Here is a 20,234-nt window from a genome sequence, read left to right as displayed (position 1 = left end):
TGTACTCGGTCACGGCGACGTACAGCGGTGACGCCAACTTCACCTCCTCCAGCGGCACCGACACCCAGACGGTCACTCAGGCGTCGACGACCACCACGGTCACGTCCTCGCCGGACCCGTCCGTGGTCGGTCAGCCGGTGACCTTTACGGCCACCGTGGCGCCGGTCGCGCCGGGTGCGGGGACGCCGTCGGGCACGGTGGTGTTCGTGGCGACGGACGGGGTCACCACGGTGACGCTGACCGGCACGCTCAGCGGCGGCACGACCAGCGTCAGTACCAATGGCCTGGTGACGGCGGGCGTTTACACGGTCACGGCGACGTACAGCGGTGACGCCAACTTCACCTCCTCCAGCGGCACCGACACCCAGACGGTCACTCAGGCGTCGACGACCACCACGGTCTCGTCGTCGCCGGATCCGTCGGTGGTCGGTGAGTCGGTGACCTTTACGGCCACCGTGGCGCCGGTTGCGCCGGGTGCGGGTACGCCGACCGGCACGGTGGTGTTCGTGGTCACCGACGGGGTCACCACGGTGACGCTGACCGGCACCCTCAGCGGCGGCACCACCAGCGTCAGCACCAGCGGCCTGGTGACCGCGGGCGCGTACTCCGTCACGGCGACCTACAGCGGTGACGGCAACTTCAACGGCTCGGCCGGTACGGACACCCAGACGGTCGGCCAGGCGTCGACGACCACCACGGTCTCGTCGTCGCCGGACCCGTCGGTGGTTGGTGAGTCGGTGACCTTTACGGCCACCGTGGCGCCGGTTGCGCCGGGTGCGGGTACGCCGACCGGCACGGTGGTGTTCGTGGTCACCGACGGGGTCACCACGGTGACGCTGACCGGCACCCTCAGCGGCGGCACCACCAGCGTGACCACCAGCGGCCTGGTGACCGCGGGCGCGTACACGGTCACGGCCACGTACAGCGGTGACGCCAACTTCACCGGCTCCAGCGGCACGGACACCCAGACGGTCGGCCAGGCGTCGACGACCACCACGGTCTCGTCGTCGCCGGACCCGTCGGTGGTTGGTGAGTCGGTGACCTTTACGGCCACCGTGGCGCCGGTCGCACCGGGTGCGGGTACGCCCACGGGCACGGTCACCTTCGTCATCACCGGCGGTCCGACGCTGACCGGCACTCTCTCCGGAGGGACGACCAGCGTCACGACCAGCGCGCTGAACGCGGGTACTTTCCCCGTCACCGCGACGTACAGCGGTGACACCAACTTCGCGGCTTCCAGCGGCACCGACACCCAGACCGTCGCTCAGGCATCGACGACCACCACGGTCACTTCCTCGCCCGACCCGTCGGTCTTCGGGCAGACGGTGACCTTCACCGCCACGGTCGCGCCGGTCTCGCCCGGCGCCGGCACGGTGACCGGCTCGGTCGTCTTCGTCATCGCCGGTGGTGGGGGCGGCACGCTGACCGGCACGGTCTCCGGCGGCGTCGCCACCGTCACCACCAGCACACTCGACGCCGGTGTCCACAACGTCACCGCGACCTACAGCGGTGACGTCAACTTCACCGGCTCCAGCGGCACGGACACCCAGACCGTCAGCCAGGCATCCACGACCATCACGGCCACTTCGTTCCCCGACCCGTCCAACTCCGGTGACACGGTCGCGATCCTCGCGTTCGTCTCGGCGGTGGCGCCGGGCAGCGGCGTCCCGACCGGGACGGTCGCCTTCACCGTCACCGACGGCGTGACCACCATCAACCTCACCGGCACGCTCGACGGCTCCGGTGTCGCCGCGGTCAGCACCCCGCTGACCACCGGCCTTTACACCATCACGGCGGTCTACGCCGGTGACACCAACTTCACCGGCTCCAGCGACACCGACACCCAGACCGTCCTGTAACCTCCCGTCCCTTCTCCTCTCCCGTCCCTTCTCCCGTACAGCGCACCGGCGCCGGGCCGTCCGTGAGGGCGGCCCGGCGTCCTTCTGTGCCCCGCTGCCCCGCTCCCGTGCGGGGCAGCGGCGCCGGGGACGAGGACACCACCTCCTTGCACGGGGTCCTCGGGAGCCGTCTACGCTGGCTCCGCTCCAAAAGATGGTTACGGGGGAAGGCAAGGCATGGCAGAGAAAGCACGTCGGCGGCTGCGGTCGAGCACGGTGATACTGGGCGGGATGGGGGCCCTGGCCGCCGCACTGACGTCCTGCGGCTCCGAGCCCGACAAGCGCTGTGTGGACCGCAACAGCTACGACACCCTCCAGGGCTACCGCATCGTCGACTCCAAGAACTGCTCGGCAAGCGGCAGTTCGTCGTCCGGAAGCAGCAGCACCGGAAGCACCGGAAGCGGCGGATACGGCAAGAACGGCCGAGGCGGCGGCGCGGCCAAGACGCCCGTCGACGGCCAGTGGTACTACGACCCCGACAACGCCGGCGGCAAGTACGCCGACCAGGGCACCTTCAGCAAGACCACGGCCGTCAACCGAGGCGGCTTCGGCTGCTCCGGATCGGGCGGCCGGCACGGCTCCTTCGGCGGCTGAGCGGACCCGGAGCGGCATGGAACGCCACACCATCGAGCCCCGCCCCGGCTGGCAGCAGACCGTCGAGGCGCAGGGCCTGATCTACCCGCTGACCCGCTACCCGGACGACTCGCTGCGCCCGTACTGGGACGAGAGCGCCTACTACTCCTTCACCCTCCCCGAGGTCGAGGCCCTGGAGGACGTCGTCGAGGAACTGCACGGCATGTGCCTGGCCGCCGCCGAGCACCTCGTCGAGCACGACCGCCTCGCCGACCTCGGCATCGAGGACCCGCGGCTGGCGCGCCTGGTCGCCGAGTCCTGGCGCCGGCGCGGGGAACTTCCCTCCCTCTACGGGCGGTTCGATCTGCACTACGACGGCAGCGGCCCGGCCAAGATGCTGGAGTACAACGCCGATACCCCGACCTCGCTGGTCGAGGCGGCCGGCCCGCAGTGGTTCTGGATGGAGGAACGCTTTCCCGGCGCCGACCAGTGGAATTCGCTGCACGAGCGGCTGGTGGCGGCCTGGAAACGGCAGGCCCCGCTGCTGCCGCCGGGTGCGCCGGTGCACTTCGCGCACTCGGCGGGTGACGAGCTGGGCGAGGATCTGATGACCGTCGCCTATCTGGAGGAGACGGCGCAGCAGGCGGGCCTGGAGACGGTCGCCGTCTCCATGGAGGACATCGGCTGGGACCGGCTGTCGGGCCGCTTCGTCGACCAGCGGCTGCGCTTCATGCGGGCCTGCTTCAAGCTCTACCCGTGGGAATGGCTGGCCACCGACGACTTCGGCCCGTTCGTCCTGGACACCCTCGACAACGGCGGCGGTACGGGCTCCACTCTCTGGATCGAGCCCGCCTGGAAGATGCTGCTCTCCAACAAGGCGCTGCTGGCGATTCTGTGGGAGCTGTATCCGGGGCATCCGAATCTGCTGCCCGCCTACCTCGACGGGCCGCGCGAGCTGGCGCACACCCGTGGTTACGTCGCCAAGCCGCTGCTCGGCAGGGAGGGCGCCGGTGTCACCCTGCACGAGCCGGGCGCCGAGCCGGTCCTGCGCGGCCCCGAAGACCCCTGCTGCTACCAGGAGTTGGCGCCGCTGCCGGACTTCGACGGCAATCGGGTCGTCCTCGGTGCCTGGGTCGTCGAGGACGAGTCGGCGGGGCTCGGCATCCGGGAGTCGGCGGGGCCGGTCACCGATGAGTACGCCCGCTTTCTGCCGCATGTGATCCGCTGAGGCGGCGGGTCGGTGCAGCGGGGGCGCGGATGGACGGCCCGGCGTCGCAAGGACACCGGACGGGCGGCCGGCGGGCGGCACGCCGCTAGGCGTCACGGTCATGGCCGCGGTACTGCTGCGCGGCGGGGCCGTGCGAGTCCTTCTCTCTGTACGACGAGACACAGGCCTCCTTTGAGCTCGTGTCTGCCGGCCTCACCGTGAAGCAACCGAGTGAAATCGCCGAGTACGCCCAGACGTTCACCGAACTCGCAGGCATCGCTGTTTACGGGGCGGCAGCCAGGAAGCTCATTACCTCGGCAATCGACTCGCTCGGGTGACGGCGTGCAAGTACGTAGAAGTTCATTGAGCTGAGTCTTTCGCTCTCCATACCGTCGGGAAGACAAGCCGTTCACCCCGCGGAGACGTCATGACGAACCCCCATTCGGTACAGCCAACCGCCCGTTGAACTGCCCCTGGACGGCTGGCTACTGGAGGGCGGACCAGTCCCGGATGCACAGTGTGTGACGCCTTGGGACTCCAGCGGAGTGCGGCGTTGAAGCGAAACGACAAGGCTGAGGCATGTACTGCTGCCCGGGAGATCCGCGACCACGGCCGTGGGCACGCGGAGGCGTCATGACCACCCCCGAGCAGGACAGGCCGAGCATCAAGATCGTCGAGGACTGGTGGGCAGCACTCGGCGGAACCCTGGATCGCCACTCGAACACCGTGTTTGTGCCGCAGGGATCGAAGGTGCCCCCATGTCCGTTTCCGTGCTTCAACTGTCGCGCCAAGGGACGTCAGTGAATGCTCTGCGGCCACGGACACACGATGGCTGAAGAACAGGCCGTCCTGTGGGCCTGCCGCAGCTGACCGGCGGCAGTAGGAGCCTGAAGACTCCCGCCCCGGCGGCGGAAACCTGGACAGTCGAGCAGCCGGGGCGGGTGACCAACCGCAAAGGAAACCCCTTTGCGGCCTATGGGTCATGCCCTCGACGGTACGGCGGCATGGCTCCTCGGGAAAGAGGAGGTTGGTGAATGAGCGTGGTGAGCGTCGATACGTACGAGACGCGCACGCCCGATGCCGAAGGCTGGCGCGGTGTGCCCTTCCGACACGAGGTGGAGATGGAGGAGGACGGCGGCAAACACGATGGCGGCCCCATGCCCCCGGAGGCTCCGCGTGAACCGTCGCCGCAGGGCGGGAACGGTAAGTAGCCCACGCTGGTGAAGACAAAAGCGCCCCTGCTCCGGCACATGACCGGAGCAGGGGCGCGGTGCATTCAGCGGATGAGTTGCCGTGCGACAGGGCGCAGCTGGCGCCGCCGGCAAGGACGGCGAGGCTCGGCAGGGGCCACCGTGCGCGTTCAAGGGGGTCGAGGTGCCCGTCGTGTGAATCCGTCGAGGGGTCGCTCGGGCGCCCCTGCGGGGCTTGCCAGACCGGCCAGCAGGCCAGTGGAGAGGAGAGCCCTCGGCATTCGCGACTACTTGTTGTCGCTGTCCCCGCCACCGGGCTTCGGGTTGCGGGGCGCCTCCGGGGGAGTGGGCCCGCCGTCGTACTTGCCGTCGTCCGCCTCTATGTCGGCCGGGTGCCGGCAGGGGACTCCGTGCCACCCTTCGGCATCGGGCGTCCGCAGCCGGGGCGGGAGCCTGATACCGGCTGTCGCCGCACACACATGGCTCGGCCACACGCCGGGCCGTTCCTCATGGCCGACAAGCTACGAATGCAGAGGAGTTGGCCTCAACGAACTTGCGTCAACTTGCGCGCGCTCACCCCAGGGAATCGATCGCTGCTGTGATCAGAGTCCGTGCCGGAGTCCCGTAGACGGCCAATTCGGCGAGGCCCGCGAAGGTGTGGGCGTACATGCTGATCTCGTGCGGCTGTGTGACGGTGAGAAAGGCAGACACCAGCTCAACGCTGACTTGGGATTCATCGAAGATCCAGAAGTCCTCCACGGGCCACAGCGCGGTACGGTCCGCGTGCAGTGGGATCACCCCGAGGCTGATGTGGGGCAGCGCAGCCAGAGACAACAGGTGCGCAAGCTGGCCTGCCATGGTCGCAGTGCCGCCGATCCGGTGGCGAAGTGCGCTCTCTTCCAAGATCACAGCGAAGCGGCGCGGCCCTTCGTGCAGGATGCGCTGCTTGTCCACGCGGACCTGGACAGCTTCCTCCAGGTCGTCGGGGAGCGCCCGCCGGTCACGAATCGCCCTGAGGAGTGCCTCGATGTACGCACGCGTCTGGAAGGGCCCCGGGATCAGCCACGACGAGTAGGCGCGGAAGTGCCGCGTTCTTTCCCACAGCGGGAGAACCGATTCCTGTGCACGACGGAGTCCGGAGCGTTCCATGCGCCGCCACTCGACATACGCACCATCGATATTGCGTGCGGTGGCGATCAGGTCGGCCGTCTGTCCCCCCGCTCCACAGTGCAGCGCCCACACCCGCAGGTCATCGTCGGACGGCCCGGTGCGGCCGTTCTCGATGCGGCTGCACTTGCTCTCGTGCCAGCCGGCCCGGGCGGCCAACTCCCGTGCTGTCAGACCGGAATCCTTGCGCATCTCGCGTAGGCGCTCGCCAAGGGCCTTTCGGGCCTGCCGGATGCTGGACGAGGACGTCACGAGCGAGTCTTCCGAGTGCGTACCGTCAGACCGGCCGGTAGTCCTCGTGGGGAGTCGCCCGTTCCCAGATCGCTTCAAAAGCGGATACACAGGCGTGGACCACACCGGGTTCGGTCACCAGCTCTTCACCGGTCATCTCCCCGTCACCGGTGAAGTGGTTGAACAGCACCGACGAACGGTCGAAGACCCAGCAGTCGTTGCCCGGCAACAGCAACGATGAGGCTTGCGCACGGGGGAGCCAGCGCACCGACTCTCCGGCCTTGACGTTGTGTCCACCGGTGAGCGCGTGCTCGTACCGGATGTAGGCGGATACGGGTTCCGAGACGACCCGCGCTCGGCGTACCTCCACGCCACGGGCCACCGAGGCCGAGACAAGATCGATCCACCACGGCCATCGCTCGGCGGGATCGAAGTGGTTTCCGGCGGCCCACTCCTGATACGCCTCGTCCAGTGCGTATGCGTCCCTGGCCTCGAAGTGCCACGCGCAGTGCTGGGCCGACCGGAAAAGCTCCTCAAACATCGACTCCGCCGTCGCCACCGTTCACCTCCGGGAAGAACTGCATCATGCGCTTCGGGAACTCGATCACGGTCTCATGGCTGGGAACGTCCATCTGCGCCAGACGCTCGGAGTCCGTGACCCGCCACCCTTGCAGGATGTAGTTTCCGCTCTCATCGTCCAGGTACACAGTCGGGGAACCGTGTTCGGGCTTTCGGGATCCTTGCCCAGGCGGTGCAAAGCCATGGTGTCCTCCGTCGCCTCGGGTGACGATCAACATGTCCGAGCTTGTGCCTGCGCCGCCGCGGCGCGCCAGCGACTTGCACGAACTTCTAAGCATTGACCGGTGCCGGCCCGGTCGCGCCCCCGCACACCCCAGAGCAGATCCGCGCCGCCAAGGCCCTGCACCACGGCGTGCACGGACAGGTGCCCGCCTCACCCGAACGCCTCCGCCGGAAGCCGGGGCCCTTCGCCGTCGGCATCGTCCGGGGCGTCGTGGCCGAGGGCGGTCAAGCGCCCGCCCCGGCTCTCGGCCACCCGGCGCACATCGGCAAGGCTTGCGGTCAATTCAACGGCCAGCAGGTGCAGTTCTCCGGGCGTCCAGGCAAGTCCGGCAAGCATGCGGCGGGCTTCGTCGATGAGATCGTCGGCCGAGCTGAGCTGCTCTTCCTCGATCCGGTCGGCGACGCGGGAGACATAGCCGGTCCCGTCGCCTGCCAGGAAGCACGGTTTCCCGTCCGCGCTGGTCCATGGCAGCAGCCGGACGAAGACCCTCGCTGCAGCGTTGGGCATGTCGTCAACTCTCTTGTCGTTGAGGGCCACGCCCCCGGGCCGTTCCATCACGGTCACGGGGGTCCTCTCTGTCTCGCGGGGAGGGCCTTCCTCGCTCTGGGCAACCGGTCCGCTACGCCCAGCGGTACGGTGGCGGTGGAAGCGGCTTTTAAGAGCTTTAAGCGCTCGCGCACATCGGGGAGTTGAGGGCTAGTGGGCACTCGGGAACCGAACCGGCACCTTGAACGGCTCTACCGGCAGACCGGCTGGACGCTGCGGCAGTTCGTCCAGGCCGTGAACCGCATCGGCACCGAGCGAGGAACCCCGCTCAAGTACCGCGAGCCGTCGGCTCATCAGTGGTGTCAGGGGCACCTGCCGAAGGAGCAGACCAGACCGCTGATCGTGGAGGCCCTGGCACGGAAGCTGGGACGTCCGGTCACGCATGCCGAGGCTGGATTCCCTGCCCCTGTCAGCCGCTCGCACGCCATCCCGAGCGCGGTGGAAGGGCTGATCGATCTCAGTAGGGGAGACATGGACCCCTCACGCCGCAGCGTTCTCGGTATAGGGCTCTTTTCCGTTGCGCTGACCGTCCCCAATTGGCCGGATGTGGTGGGACGGATGGAAGCCGTTCAAGTCGGGCGAAATCTGCGCATCGGCATGCCGGAAGTTGAAACGGTCACCGCCATGACCGAACGGATCTCGGAACTCGACGACCAATTCGGTGGACGTCACGCTCGCCCCATGGCTGCGGCATTCCTCGTCAATACGGTGGCTCCGTACCTGCGGGCTGAGGCGCCGGAATCGGTACGCAAGGCAATGATGTCGGCAGCCTCCGACCTGTGCTATCTCACCGGATACATGGCTGTGGATGAGGGGGTGGAGGGGCTGGGGCAGAAGTATTATCTGAAGGCATTGGAACTGGCCGGAGCCTCTGAGGACCACCTCACGTATTGCACGACACTGCGGGGAATGAGTGTGCAGGCAGTTGACCTGGGGCACGGCCGGGAGGCCATGCGACTGGCCGATGCCGCTGCCGCCGCCTCTCCGCAAGCGGGCCCTCGTATGCTCGCCTTTCTTGCGGGCCAGCAGGCACATGCCGCTGCGCAAACAGGAGACAGTCACAAGGCCCTGGCACATCTCAATGAGGCCGAAATCTCCATGGAAAAGGCCGAGGCGCGAGCGAAAGCCTTTGGGTCCTATGACCCCTCAGCTCTGCACTACCACATCAGCCACGTTCGCCACGAGTTGGGAGACCTTCCCGGAGCCGTTGCGGCGATGCGGGAATCGGACAGGTTGTGTCACGACATCTACCGCCGGTCCCGGGTCAAGGAAAGGGCCACCCTCGCCGAGTTTCAACTTGAGGTGGGGCACCTGGAAGCGGCTTGTGCGACATGGAATGAAGCACTGGACGAATATCCCCTGGTGCAAAGCGGGAGGGTCGACCGGCGCATCGGGAAGATGTTCAAGCTCATCCGCCCCCACCTCAAGAACCACGCCGCCCGGGAACTCCACGAACGTGCCCGGCTCGTCACTCCGGCCTCGCTCCTCGCATAGGAGGACGGCGCACGAGGGAAGCCCGTCTTCGGCCCCCTCTCACCCCTCCAGCACGCCGCGCAGCTGGTCCAGGCCCCAGTCCAGGTCCTCCTTGCTGATCATCAGCGGCGGAGCGAGCCGGATGGTGGCGCCATGGGTGTCCTTGGCCAGCACCCCGCGCGCCATCAGCCGCTCGGAGATCTCCCGTCCGGTGCCGCGCGACGGGTTGATGTCCACGCCGGCCCACAGGCCGCGGCCGCGCACCGCGTCCACCGCGCCGCCGCCCACCAGCAGCCCCAGCGCGCTGTGCAGATGCTCGCCGAGCTCCATGGCCTGCTGCTGGAATTCACCGGTCCGCAGCATCGCCAGCACTTCCAGCGCCACCGCGCAGGCGAGCGGGTTCCCGCCGAACGTCGAGCCGTGCTCGCCCGGCGCGAACACGCCCAGCACCTCACGGGAGGACACCACCGCCGACACCGGCACCACACCGCCGCCCAGCGCCTTGCCCAGCACATACATGTCAGGCACCACGTCCTCGTGCTCGCACGCGAAGGTCCGCCCCGTCCGGCCCAGCCCCGACTGGATCTCATCGGCGATGAACAGCACGTTCCGGCTGCGGGTGAGCTCCCGTACGCCCGCCAGATAGCCGGGGGGCGGGACCAGCACCCCCGCCTCGCCCTGGATCGGCTCCAGCAGCACCGCGACCGTGTGGTCGTCGAGGGCGGCCTCCATCGCGGCCAGGTCGCCGTACGGGACGATCTCGAAGCCGGGGGTGTACGGGCCGAAGCCGGCGCGCGCCTCGGGGTCGGTGGAGAAGGAGACGATGGTGGTCGTCCGGCCGTGGAAGTTGTGGTCCGCAACGATGATCTTCGCCCGGCCGTCCGGGACGCCCTTGACCTGGTAGCCCCACTTACGGGCCGTCTTCACCGCCGTCTCGACCGCCTCGGCGCCGGTGTTCATCGGGAGCACCAGCTCCATCCCGCACAGCGCGGCCAGCTGCGTACAGAAGTCGCCGAACCGGTCGTGATGGAAGGCGCGCGAGGTGAGTGTGACCCGTTCCAGCTGGGCCTTGGCCGCGTCGAGCAGCCGGCGGTTGCCGTGCCCGAAGTTCAGCGCGGAGTACCCGGCGAGCATGTCCAGGTAGCGCCGGCCCGCCACATCCGTCACCCAGGCGCCCTCGGCGCTGGCCACGACGACGGGCAGCGGATGGTAGTTGTGCGCGCTGTGGGCCTCGGCGGCGGCGATGCTGCGTTCCGTGGACGTCACCGGTGACTCCGTTCGGTAGGCCGTGCGGGGCGCGGGCCTGCCGCGCCCCCTTCCATTGTTGCGCCGACCAGGACCGACGGGCCTGCGAAGATCCGCCGGACAGGGCCCGGGAGTGTCTTAGACTCTGGGTGCGCACCGCGACTGGCGTACGGGGAAACAACCTCGATGAAGCGGTGTGCGGCCACCATCACGAGGTGTCGCCCCGCCTGGGCACCCCGGGACCACGACCGGATCACCGATCGACCGCCCCGGAGGACGCCATGTCGCACGCCCCCCTGTCACAGCCCCTCACTCCGCAGCCCCTCACTCCGCAGTCCCTTCCGCATCCCGCGCTGAGCGCCGCCGACCCCGAACTGGCCGCGCTGGTCGGCGCCGAGGAGCAGCTCCAGGCCGACACGCTGCGACTGATCCCCAGCGAGAACTACGTCTCCGCCGCCGTCCTGGAAGCCACCGGCACCGTCCTGCAGAACAAGTACAGCGAGGGGTACGCGGGCCGTCGCTACTACGAAGGCCAGCAGAACATCGACCGTGTCGAGACGCTGGCCGTCGAGCGGGCCAAGGCCGTCTTCGGCGTGGAACACGCCAACGTCCAGCCGTACTCCGGCTCGCCCGCCAACCTCGCCGCCTACCTCGCCTTCGCCGAGCCCGGCGACACCGTGCTGGGCATGGCGCTGCCGATGGGCGGCCACCTCACGCACGGCTGGGGAGTGTCGGCCACCGGCACCTGGTTCCGCGGCGTCCAGTACGGCGTACGCGCCGACACCGCGCTCATCGACTTCGACGAGGTGCGCGACCTCGCCCGCAAGGAACACCCGAAGATCATCTTCTGTGGCGGCACCGCCGTCCCGCGCACCATCGACTTCGCCGCGTTCGGTGAGATCGCCCGGGAGGTCGACGCCGTCCTCGTCGCCGATATCGCCCATATCGCCGGCCTGATCGCGGGCGGCGCCCACCCCTCGCCCGTGCCGCACGCGGACGTCATCTCCACCACCACCCACAAGACCCTGCGCGGCCCGCGCGGCGCCATGCTGATGTCCCGGGCGAGCCATGCCAAGGCGGTCGACAAGGCCGTCTTCCCCGGCCTGCAGGGCGGTCCGCACAACCACACCACCGCCGCCATCGCGGTCGCCCTGCGCGAGGCGGCCGCCCCGTCCTTCCGGGACTACGCCCATGCCGTCGTCGCCAACGCCAAGGCGCTCGCCGAGGCGCTGCTGGCCCGCGGCTACGACCTGGTCTCCGGCGGCACCGACAACCACCTGGTGCTGATCGACCTCACCTCGAAGGACGTGCCGGGCAAGGTCGCCGCGAAGGCGCTGGACCGGGCCGGCATCGTCGTCAACTACAACACCGTCCCCTTCGACCCCCGCAAGCCCTTCGACCCGTCCGGCATCCGCATCGGCACCCCGTCCCTCACCTCCCGCGGGCTGGGCACGGACCGGATGCCGCTGGTCGCCGAGTGGATCGACCGCAGCGTCCAGGCCGCGGCGAACGGCGACGAGGAGGCGCTGGCGGTGATCCGTACGGAGGTGGCAGAGCTCATGGCCGCCTATCCGGCGCCGGGGCTCGCGACGGCCTGAGGGCCGCGTGCCGGTCCGGCTCACCGGCTGCCCGTGATCAGCCGGTGAGCCGGACCGGCAGGACGTGGGTGCTGTTGCCGATGAAGCTCGGGTGCGGCGGCAGCTCCGCGTCCGGCACGGCGAGGTCCAGCGCCGGATAGCGGGTGAAGAGCGCCTCCAGGGCGACGGTCGCCTCCAGCCGGGCCAGCGGCGCGCCCAGACAGTAGTGCGGCCCGTGGCCGAAGGAGAGGTGCCGGGCGGCGGGCCGCCGGGTGACGTCGAACCGGTCCGCGTCGGGACCGTGGGCGTCCGGGTCCTGACCGGCCGCGGAGTAGGAAGCCAGCATCGGTGTGCCGCGGGGGACGACCGTGCCGCCGATCTCCAGGTCCCGGACCGGGTAGCGGAACGGGAAGTGGGCGACCGGGCTGTCGTAGCGCAGCGTCTCCTCGACCACGTCGTCCCAGGTGGCCCGCCCGGTCAGCACCAGCTCCAGCTGCCTGCGGTCGGTACACAGGGCCCGGACCGCGTTGGTGATCAGATTGAGCGTGGTCTCGTGCCCCGCAACGATCATCAGCAGCAGGGTGCCGACCAGCTCCCGGGCGCTCAGGCGGTCGCCGTCCTCCTCCTGGGCGGCGAGCAGCGCGCTGGTCAGATCGTCGCCCGGGTCCGCCCGCCGGGCCTCGGCGACGTGGGTGAGGACGGCGATGATCTCGTGGTGGGCGGCCCGTGCCTCGTCGGCCGTGCCGGTCGTGCTCACGATCAGGTTCGACAGCTCGTGCAGCCGGTCGCGCAACGCGGCGTCCACACCCAGCAGTTCACAGATCACGCTCATCGGCAGGGGATAGGCGAAGTGCCGGCGCAGCTCCACCGTGCCATCGGCCGCGGCGGCACCCGGCAGCCCGTCCAGCAGCCCGGCCGTCAGCTCCACCACCCGGGGCCGCAGTGCCGCCACCCGCCGCGCGGTGAACGCCTTGGTCACCAGGCCGCGCAGCCGCCGGTGATCGGCCCCGTCGGCCGTGGTCATCCCGTCGACGGTGGCGAAGGTGGTCAGCGGCCAGCCGGGCGGCACGCTGCCGTCGTGCAGGGCGGTGAAGTGGCAGGCGTTCTTGGCGACTTCGGGGTGCGCAAGGACCTCGCGCAGCACCTCGTGGCGGGTGACGGCGACCGCGGGCACCTCCCCGGGCAGCAGGACGGGGACCACCGCTCCGGCCGCCCGCAGCAGCGCATCGGCCGCGGCCCGGCCGGCGCCGCCGGGGGCGAGCGGATACGGCGCCCCGTCGGAGCTTGCGGGAGGGGCGGCGCCGGGCGGGGGCGCGGGACGGCGGGTGTCGGCGGGGGACGCGGGACGGCCGGTGTCGGCCGGGGAAGCAGGACGGCGGGCGTCGGTCATCGGCGGTCCTCGCAGATCGGGACGGAGCACGGAGCACGGAGCAGGGAGCACGGAGCACGGAGCAGGGAGGACGGAGCACGGAGCTCCGAGCTCCGAGCCACGATTCCAGCTCCCGGCCGCCCCGAACAGGCCGCCTCCGCCCCCGGTGGCGGCGTCCCACACCGCGCGACCTGCACGCGGGCGGTCCGCGGCTCCTTCCCCCCGCCTTGCCCTGCCTTCCCCTGCCTTCCCCTGCCTTCCGTCACCTTGCGCCGGTCCCCCCTTGCGGACCTGAGACAATCGGTGGCATGGCTCTCGATCGCCCGCCCGTCGCCCAACACCACCCTCAGGGGAATGGCTCCGCCATGCAGAGTTCTCCGCGTGTGCTCTCCGGTATTCAGCCCACCGCCGGCTCCTTCCACCTCGGCAACTACCTCGGTGCGGTGCGCCAGTGGGTGGCGCTCCAGGAGTCCCACGACGCGTTCTACATGGTGGTCGACCTGCATGCGATCACCGTCCCGCAGGACCCGGCCGAGCTGCGCCGCAACACCCGGATCGCGGCCGCCCAGCTGCTGGCCGCCGGCCTCGACCCGGAGCGCTGCACGCTCTTCGTCCAGAGCCATGTGCCCGAACACGCCCAGCTCGGCTGGGTGATGAACTGCCTCACCGGCTTCGGCGAGGCGTCGCGGATGACGCAGTTCAAGGACAAGGCCGCCAAGCAGGGCGCCGACCGCACCTCCGTCGGCCTCTTCACGTACCCGATCCTGCAGATCGCCGACATCCTGCTCTACCAGGCCCACCAGGTCCCGGTCGGTGAGGACCAGCGCCAGCACATCGAGCTGACCCGCGACCTCGCCGAGCGCTTCAACGGCCGTTACGGCGCGACGTTCACGATCCCGGCGCCGTACATCCTCAAGGAGACGGCCAAGATCTACGATCTCCAGGACCCGTCGGCCAAGATGAGCAAGTCGGCCGCCAGCGCCAAGGGCCTGATCAACCTCCTCGACGAGCCGAAGGTCTCCGCGAAGAAGGTCAAGAGCGCGGTCACCGACACCGACACCGTGATCCGCTACGACGCGGAGAACAAGCCCGGTGTCTCCAATCTCCTCACCATCTACTCCACCCTCACCGGCACCACGATCCCGGAGCTGGAGCAGAAGTACGAGGGCAAGATGTACGGCGCTCTCAAGACCGATCTCGCCGAGGTGATGGTCGAATTCGTCACACCGTTCCGGGACCGTACGCAGGAATATCTGGACGACCCCGAGACGCTGGACTCGATCCTGGCCAAGGGTGCGGAGAAGGCTCGTGCGGTGGCCGCCGAGACCCTCGCCACCACCTATGACCGGCTCGGATTGCTGCCGGCCAAGCACTGACGGCACCGTCCGCGCACGGCCGGGAGCGTCCGCAGGGCGGGCCACAACCGGCCGCGCGGACCGCACAGGACCCGGGGCCCCCACCCGTGGGGGCTTCTGTGCCTGCGCACAAGACGGCCGAGGACGCTCCCCGCGAAGGGCGCGCACCCGGCACACTAAGAGGGTGCGCGAGCGCGCCGCACATACGTCAGGAGGGAGAACGCAGTGGGGACCGTAACGCTGGGCGTTTCGATCGCGGTCCCGGAGCCGTACGGCAGCTTCCTCCAGAGGAAGCGCGAGGGCTTCGGGGACTTGGCCGCACCCGGCATCCCCACGCACATCACCCTCCTCCCGCCGACGGAGGTCGGTGCCGAAGCGCTGCCCGGCATCGAACGCCACCTCGCCGAGGTCGCGGCCGGCTGCCGCCCCTTCCCGCTGCGCCTGGAAGGCACCGGGACCTTCCGGCCGCTCTCCCCGGTCGTCTATGTGAAGGTCACCGAGGGCGTGACGGGCTGCACCGCCCTCCAGGCCCGGATCCGCGCCGCATCCGGCCCCTGCGCACGCGAGCTGCAGTTCCCGTACCACCCGCATGTGACCGTCGCCCACGGCATCGACGAAGAGGCCATGGACCGCGCCCAGGCCGGGCTCAGGGACTTCTGCGCCACCTGGACGATCGGTGGCTTCGCGCTCTACGAGCAGGGCCCGGACGCGGTGTGGCGGCTGGAGCGGGAGTACCCCTTCGGGCCGCAGACCGCCGCCGTCCCGCGCCAGGCCGCCGATCTTTCCCGGCCGCCGGCCGCCTCCTGCTGACCGTGGGGGCCGGCCCGTAGGGGGCCCCGGGGCATTCCTGGGGGGCATCCCGGGGCCTGTCTTCACGGTCCCGCCGTTCACGGGATGCCCCGCAGCCGGGATACCCGGAGGTCAGGGCGCGTCTTTCCGATCGGCCCCGGCAGTCGCCTGACATCCTGCACGGACCGGCGGGCAGAAGGGCACGAGGGCACGAGGGCAACGGACGCCCTGGGCCGCACGAGGGGAACGCCATGGACTGGTTGCGCAAACTGCCCGGGATCGGACCGGCCGTCACCTGGCTGATGACCACCCACCTCTGGCGTGCCTATGAGCGGATGCTCCGGGTGCACTGGACCCGGCTCGCCGCCGCGATCACCTTCACCAGCTTCGTCGCGCTCTTCCCGCTGCTCACCGTCGCCGCCGCGATCGGTGCCGCGCTGCTCAGCGACGACCGGCTGCACACGCTGGAGGGCAAGATCGCCGAGCAGCTCCCCGGTATCTCGGGACAGCTCGACATCGCCGCACTCGTCGACAACGCCGCCACCATCGGCCTGGTCGCCGGTGCCGCGCTGCTGCTCACCGGCATCGGCTGGGTCGAGTCACTGCGCGACTGCCTGCGCGCGGTATGGGAGAAGGACAACGAGAAGACCAACTTCTTCCTCGGCAAGCTCCGGGACGGCGTCCTGCTGCTCGGGGTCGGCGGCGTCGCCGTGCTCTCCCTCGCCTGCTCGACCTTCGCGTCCGCCGCGGTGGGCAGGGTGGCCGATGCGATCGGTCTGCCGGAGGGCGGCATCGGCAGTGTCCTGCTCTCGGTCGCCGGCTTCGTCATCGCCGTCCTCGCGGACTTCCTGCTGCTGGCCTACATACTGACCAGGCTCCCCGGCGTCCATCCGCCGCGCCGCGCCGTAGTGGTCGCCGGCCTCCTCGGCGCGATCGGCTTCGAACTGCTGAAGCTGCTGCTCAGCGGCTATCTCCAGGGCGTCGCCTCCCGGAGCATGTACGGCGCCTTCGGCACCCCGGTCGCGCTGCTGCTGTGGATCAACTTCACCGCGAAGCTGCTGGTGTACTGCGCTTCCTGGACGGCCACGGAGGGCGAGCAGCGCGCGGAGGGCGAGGATCTCAAGGTGCCGGAGGGGCCTGCGCGGGGTCCGGAGGGGCGGGAGGTGCCGGACGGGCCGGCGGGGCCGGCAGGGCCGGAGCGGCCGGAGGGACAGGAGCACCCCCGGGGGGCCTGACGCCATCCGCCCTCACCGCATCCGCGCCCGCCCGCCTGCACCGCATCCGGGCCCGCCCGCCTGCCTGCTCCGGGCCTGGCTGCCTGCACCGCATCCGGGCCCGGCCGCCTGCACCGTATCCACGCCCGCCGGCCTTTACCGCACCCGGGCCTGGCCCAACTCCTGCTCGCCCTACGTCACTTCCGGTCCCGGCGGCCCCGCAGCAGCTCCGGCAGCGGCCGACGCCGGTGCACGGCGAACGCCACGATGCCCAGCAGTGCCAGCACGCCGCTGCCGATGCCCACCGCGGTCCATGCGCCGTCCGCGCCGCCGGTGCTGTTCAGCGCGGCCTGGGTGCTCTCGTGCGCGCCCTTGCCCTTGGCGTTCTCGGCGCCGGTGCCGTCGTCCTCGCTCCTGGGGCCGACGAGCCGGCCGACCGGGTCCACCTTGTCGGCCGCCGCAAAGCCCCAGTCGAGCAGCTTGGCGGCCTCCTTGTAGGCCTCGTTGTGCTCCTTCTTCTGCGGGTTCATGACCGTGACGAGAAGCTTGCGGTCGCCGCGCTGGGCGACGCCGGTGAAGGTCGACCCCGCGTTGGTGGTGGAGCCGTTCTTCACCCCCGCGATACCGGGGTACGGCTTGATGTCGTAATCGCCGCTGAGCAGCCTGTTGGTGTTCTGGATGCCGAAGGTCGCCCGCTTGCCGCCCTTGCCCTCGTTACCGGGGAACTGCGCACTGGCCGTCGAGCAGTACTCGCGGAAGTCGGCGTTCTTCAGCCCCGCCCGGGCGAACAGGCTCAGGTCGTACGCGCTGGAGACCTGGCCCGGCGCGTCATAGCCGTCCGGGGTCACCACATGGGTGTCGTTGGCGTTCAGTTCCTTCGCGCGCTGCTGCATCTGCGTGACGGTGGTCTTCGTCCCGCCGTTCATCGCGGAGAGCGTGTGTACCGCGTCGTTGCCGGACCGCAGGAAGACACCCAGCCACAGGTCGTGGACCGTATAGCTCAGGTTCTCCTTTATCCCGACGAGGCTGCTGCCGGCGCCCATCCCCGCCAGGTCGGCGGGCTTGACCATGTGCTTCTGGTTCTTGGGGAACTTCGGCATCACCGTGTCGGCGAACAGCATCTTCAAGGTGCTGGCGGGCGCGAGCTGCCAGTGTGGGTTCTTGGCGGCCAGCACCTTGCCGGACGCGGCGTCGGAGACGATCCACGAGCGGGCCGTGAGCGTGTCCGGGCCCGGCAGCTTGGGGGCGCCGGGCTTCAACGCCACGTGGACGCCGGGAGTGCCCAGCCGGTCCCCGCCGATCTGCGACATCGTCGCCGGCGGCGCGGGAGCCTTGGGGTCGGCGTGTGCGGTGCCGGCCAGCAGCGGGGAGGCCAGCAGCCCGGAGGCGGCCAGCGCGGCGGCGGTGCGCAGGGGGAAGCCGTTGCGCGCCGCGCCACCGGCACTGCCGGTGGCGGCCGAGGCAGCCGATGCGGTCGGGGCAGCCGAGGCGGCCGGGGCGGTCGGATCGGTGGAAGCCGTGGAAGCCATGGAAGCTGTGGAGGCCATGGAAGCCGTGGAAGCACAGAAGGTCGTCGGCACGTCGGTGAACGTACCCGCCTTTGCCCGGGGCGCCGACAGCACCCCACGGAAGAGTGCCCCTGCCGACCGCCGGATGGAGCCGCTGCCCATACTGGGACGTATGAAGCTCTCTCGCCCCGTGTCCTGGTTCCTGCTCGCCTTCGGGGTGTGGAGCTGGTTCATCTGGATCACTTTCGTCAAAAACCTCTGGAAGGACGGGAGCGGTCTCGCCTTCGACGCTGCGGGTGACCCGACGGCCTACTTCTGGGTCCATCTGCTGCTCGCGGTGGCTTCCTTTCTCTTGGGGACGGTGATCGGCGTGATCGGGTTCCGCGGCGTACGTGCCCTGCGCCGCGAGGCCGCACAGGACACGTCCGACCAGCCCTCCGCCCCCTCCTCGTCCGCCTCCTGACCCACGGGCACGGGCAGCCGCCGTGATCTTCGCCCTGATCGTGGTCCCGGTCCTCGGACTGTTCTTCGGCGTGCACCGCTATTTGTGGTGCCGTCTCGTCCGCGACACCACCACACCGCACAGCCGGCCCCGCCGAGCGGGCACGGCCGCCGCCTTCGCCCTCCCCCTGACGGCCCTCGCCGCCCTGCTGGCCGGCCGCGTCGGCGCCCCCTTCCCCCTCCAGCAGGCACTGGCCTGGCCCGGCTTTCTCTGGCTGGCCCTGGTGCTCTATCTCACACTGGCGCTGCTGGTGGGGGAGGCGGTCCGGGCGGCCGGGCTCCGGGTACTCCGCGACCACGAGCCGGATGCGGGGACGTCGTCGAATGCGGGGGTGTCGCCGGATGTGGAGGCGCCGCCGGATGCCGGGGCGCCGCCGGACGCGAGGACGCCACCGGATGCCGGGGCGCCTCCGGATGCCGAAGCGCCTTCGTCCGCTGGAACCTCGCCGTCCGCTGTGACGCTGCCGGGCTCCGGGATGCTGCCGGAGTCCGGGGCGCCGCCCACCGCCGTCCCGGCTCCCGCCCCGTCCTCGGATCCACCGGGCCGCCCGTCCTCGGATCCACCGGGCGGCCCGCCCGCGGATCCACCGGGCGGCCCGCCCGCGGACCCGCCCGGCGCCCCGTCCTCGGACCTGCCCCGCACCCCGTCCCCCTCCTCGGCGCCCACGCTCCTGCCGCCCGGCACCCCCGCCCTGCCGCCGCTCGCCGTACCGCCCCGCCGTCTCTTCCTCGCCCGGGCGGTCGCCGCCGGTGCCACCCTCGCCGCCACGGCCGCCGTTGGCTACGGCACGGTGACCACCCTCCGCGGCCCGGCCGTGAAGCGCGTCACCATCCCCCTGGCCAAACTGCCCCGCGCCGCCCACGGTTTCCGGATCGCCGTCGTCAGCGATATCCACCTGGGCCCGATCCTCGGCCGCGCCCACACCCGGCGGGTCGTCGAGGCGATCAACCGCACCAACCCCGACCTGGTGGCCATCGTCGGCGACTTGGTCGACGGCAGCGTCGCGAACCTCGCCCCGGCCGCCGAACCGCTGCGCGGACTGCACTCCCGATTCGGGGCATATTTCGTCACCGGAAACCACGAGTACTACTCGGGCGCCGCCCCCTGGGTCGACCACATAAGGGAGTTGGGCATCCGCCCCCTGGAGAACGCCCGCACCGAACTCCCCGGCTTCGATCTCGCCGGCGTCAACGACATCGCGGGCCAGACCGAACAGGCGGGCCCGGACTACGACCTGGCCCTGAGCGGTCGGGATCCCTCGCGCGCCGTCGTCCTGATGGCCCACCAGCCGGTCACCATCCACGACACCGTGCGGTTCGGCGTGGACCTCCAGCTCTCCGGCCACACCCACGGCGGCCAGATGTGGCCCTTCACCTACATCGCCGCCGCCACCAACCCCACCGTCGCCGGCCTGGAGCGCTACGGCGACACCCAGCTCTATGTCACCCGCGGCGCGGGCGCCTGGGGACCGCCGGTCCGGGTGGGAGCGCCACCGGATGTCACGGTCGTCGAACTCGCGTCGCTGCGGGCGTGACCGGGCCCCGGAAGAGTTGCGCCACGTAGGTAACAACCCGTCGACAAACTACGG

Annotated in this window: 19 protein-coding genes and 1 pseudogene; 12 read left to right on the top strand and 8 right to left on the bottom strand. The window is 70.3% G+C overall.

From position 1 onward, the window contains the following. The 5 genes from ACF088_RS04405 to ACF088_RS04385 form a co-directional block, all read left to right on the top strand. On the top strand, window positions 1-1,859 hold a 1,859-nt coding region (locus tag ACF088_RS04405; protein ID WP_392373846.1), incomplete at its 5' end, for a beta strand repeat-containing protein. 216 nt (window positions 1,860-2,075) lie between these two features. Next, the gene (locus tag ACF088_RS04400) at window positions 2,076-2,492 is read left to right on the top strand and encodes a hypothetical protein (protein ID WP_392373845.1); all 417 of its coding nucleotides are present in this window, start codon (window positions 2,076-2,078) and stop codon (window positions 2,490-2,492) included. Between the two features lie 16 nt (window positions 2,493-2,508). After that, window positions 2,509-3,699 carry a glutathionylspermidine synthase family protein gene (locus ACF088_RS04395; RefSeq protein ID WP_392373844.1) on the top strand — a complete coding sequence of 397 codons (1,191 nt, stop codon included), beginning with the start codon at window positions 2,509-2,511 and terminating at the stop codon, window positions 3,697-3,699. Window positions 3,700-4,311: 612 nt separating this feature from the next. Further along, window positions 4,312-4,482: a hypothetical protein gene (locus tag ACF088_RS04390; protein WP_392373843.1), complete on the top strand. Its 171-nt coding sequence runs from the start codon at window positions 4,312-4,314 to the stop codon at window positions 4,480-4,482. Window positions 4,483-4,712: 230 nt separating this feature from the next. Continuing rightward, window positions 4,713-4,889 (top strand): hypothetical protein, encoded by a 177-nt coding sequence (locus ACF088_RS04385; protein WP_392373842.1) that lies wholly within the window; start codon window positions 4,713-4,715, stop codon window positions 4,887-4,889. A gap of 266 nt (window positions 4,890-5,155) precedes the next feature. Here the strand turns inward: ACF088_RS04385 and ACF088_RS04380 are convergent, their stop codons facing one another. From ACF088_RS04380 to ACF088_RS04360, 5 genes and pseudogenes are all read right to left on the bottom strand, one after another. Beyond that, the gene (locus tag ACF088_RS04380) at window positions 5,156-5,362 is read right to left on the bottom strand and encodes a hypothetical protein (protein ID WP_392373841.1); all 207 of its coding nucleotides are present in this window, start codon (window positions 5,360-5,362) and stop codon (window positions 5,156-5,158) included. 79 nt (window positions 5,363-5,441) lie between these two features. After that, window positions 5,442-6,287 carry a helix-turn-helix domain-containing protein gene (locus tag ACF088_RS04375; protein WP_392373840.1) on the bottom strand — a complete coding sequence of 282 codons (846 nt, stop codon included), beginning with the start codon at window positions 6,285-6,287 and terminating at the stop codon, window positions 5,442-5,444. 25 nt (window positions 6,288-6,312) lie between these two features. After that, window positions 6,313-6,807 carry a DUF6879 family protein gene (locus ACF088_RS04370; protein ID WP_392373839.1) on the bottom strand — a complete coding sequence of 165 codons (495 nt, stop codon included), beginning with the start codon at window positions 6,805-6,807 and terminating at the stop codon, window positions 6,313-6,315. Continuing rightward, window positions 6,800-7,029, bottom strand: a pseudogene (locus ACF088_RS04365) (hypothetical protein). The gene ACF088_RS04370 and the pseudogene ACF088_RS04365 overlap by 8 nt, the downstream one beginning before the upstream one ends. Before the next feature lie 189 nt (window positions 7,030-7,218). Then, window positions 7,219-7,575, bottom strand: coding sequence for a hypothetical protein (locus ACF088_RS04360; protein WP_392373838.1), 357 nt, complete (start codon window positions 7,573-7,575; stop codon window positions 7,219-7,221). A 192-nt stretch (window positions 7,576-7,767) separates the two neighbouring features. Here ACF088_RS04360 and ACF088_RS04355 point away from each other — a divergent pair, with 192 nt between their 5' ends. Then, complete coding sequence (locus ACF088_RS04355) at window positions 7,768-9,108, top strand: tetratricopeptide repeat protein (protein WP_392373837.1); 1,341 nt, start codon at window positions 7,768-7,770, stop codon at window positions 9,106-9,108. A 39-nt stretch (window positions 9,109-9,147) separates the two neighbouring features. On the opposite strand, the gene rocD is transcribed toward ACF088_RS04355, so the two are convergent. Then, a complete protein-coding gene (gene rocD / locus ACF088_RS04350) occupies window positions 9,148-10,353 on the bottom strand; it encodes an ornithine--oxo-acid transaminase (protein ID WP_392373836.1) in 1,206 nt (401 codons plus the stop codon). A 260-nt stretch (window positions 10,354-10,613) separates the two neighbouring features. Between rocD and glyA the strand changes: the two genes are divergently transcribed. After that, entirely contained in the window at window positions 10,614-11,930 is a 1,317-nt protein-coding gene (gene glyA, locus ACF088_RS04345; protein ID WP_392373835.1) for a serine hydroxymethyltransferase, read from the top strand. Window positions 11,931-11,967: 37 nt separating this feature from the next. Here glyA and ACF088_RS04340 read toward each other — a convergent pair whose 3' ends face one another. Next, window positions 11,968-13,299: a cytochrome P450 gene (locus tag ACF088_RS04340; RefSeq protein ID WP_392373834.1), complete on the bottom strand. Its 1,332-nt coding sequence runs from the start codon at window positions 13,297-13,299 to the stop codon at window positions 11,968-11,970. A 344-nt stretch (window positions 13,300-13,643) separates the two neighbouring features. On the opposite strand from ACF088_RS04340, the gene trpS reads away from it, so the two are divergent. From trpS to ACF088_RS04325, 3 genes are all read left to right on the top strand, one after another. Next, the gene (gene trpS / locus ACF088_RS04335; RefSeq protein ID WP_392373999.1) at window positions 13,644-14,654 is read left to right on the top strand and encodes a tryptophan--tRNA ligase; all 1,011 of its coding nucleotides are present in this window, start codon (window positions 13,644-13,646) and stop codon (window positions 14,652-14,654) included. 204 nt (window positions 14,655-14,858) lie between these two features. Beyond that, complete coding sequence (locus tag ACF088_RS04330; protein WP_392373833.1) at window positions 14,859-15,443, top strand: 2'-5' RNA ligase family protein; 585 nt, start codon at window positions 14,859-14,861, stop codon at window positions 15,441-15,443. Window positions 15,444-15,673: 230 nt separating this feature from the next. Continuing rightward, entirely contained in the window at window positions 15,674-16,657 is a 984-nt protein-coding gene (locus tag ACF088_RS04325) for a YihY/virulence factor BrkB family protein (protein WP_392373832.1), read from the top strand. 176 nt (window positions 16,658-16,833) lie between these two features. Here ACF088_RS04325 and ACF088_RS04320 read toward each other — a convergent pair whose 3' ends face one another. Beyond that, window positions 16,834-18,306 (bottom strand): D-alanyl-D-alanine carboxypeptidase family protein, encoded by a 1,473-nt coding sequence (locus ACF088_RS04320; protein ID WP_392373831.1) that lies wholly within the window; start codon window positions 18,304-18,306, stop codon window positions 16,834-16,836. 10 nt (window positions 18,307-18,316) lie between these two features. Between ACF088_RS04320 and ACF088_RS04315 the strand changes: the two genes are divergently transcribed. Both ACF088_RS04315 and ACF088_RS04310 read left to right on the top strand, forming a co-directional pair. Then, window positions 18,317-18,607 carry an SCO4848 family membrane protein gene (locus tag ACF088_RS04315; protein ID WP_392373830.1) on the top strand — a complete coding sequence of 97 codons (291 nt, stop codon included), beginning with the start codon at window positions 18,317-18,319 and terminating at the stop codon, window positions 18,605-18,607. 22 nt (window positions 18,608-18,629) lie between these two features. Next, window positions 18,630-20,180 (top strand): metallophosphoesterase, encoded by a 1,551-nt coding sequence (locus ACF088_RS04310; RefSeq protein ID WP_392373829.1) that lies wholly within the window; start codon window positions 18,630-18,632, stop codon window positions 20,178-20,180. Window positions 20,181-20,234 lie beyond the last annotated feature (54 nt).

It is taken from the genome of Streptomyces sp. NPDC015125 (assembly GCF_043080045.1).
GTDB lineage: Bacteria > Actinomycetota > Actinomycetes > Streptomycetales > Streptomycetaceae > Streptomyces.
This window is presented reverse-complemented; position numbering and strand designations above follow the sequence as displayed.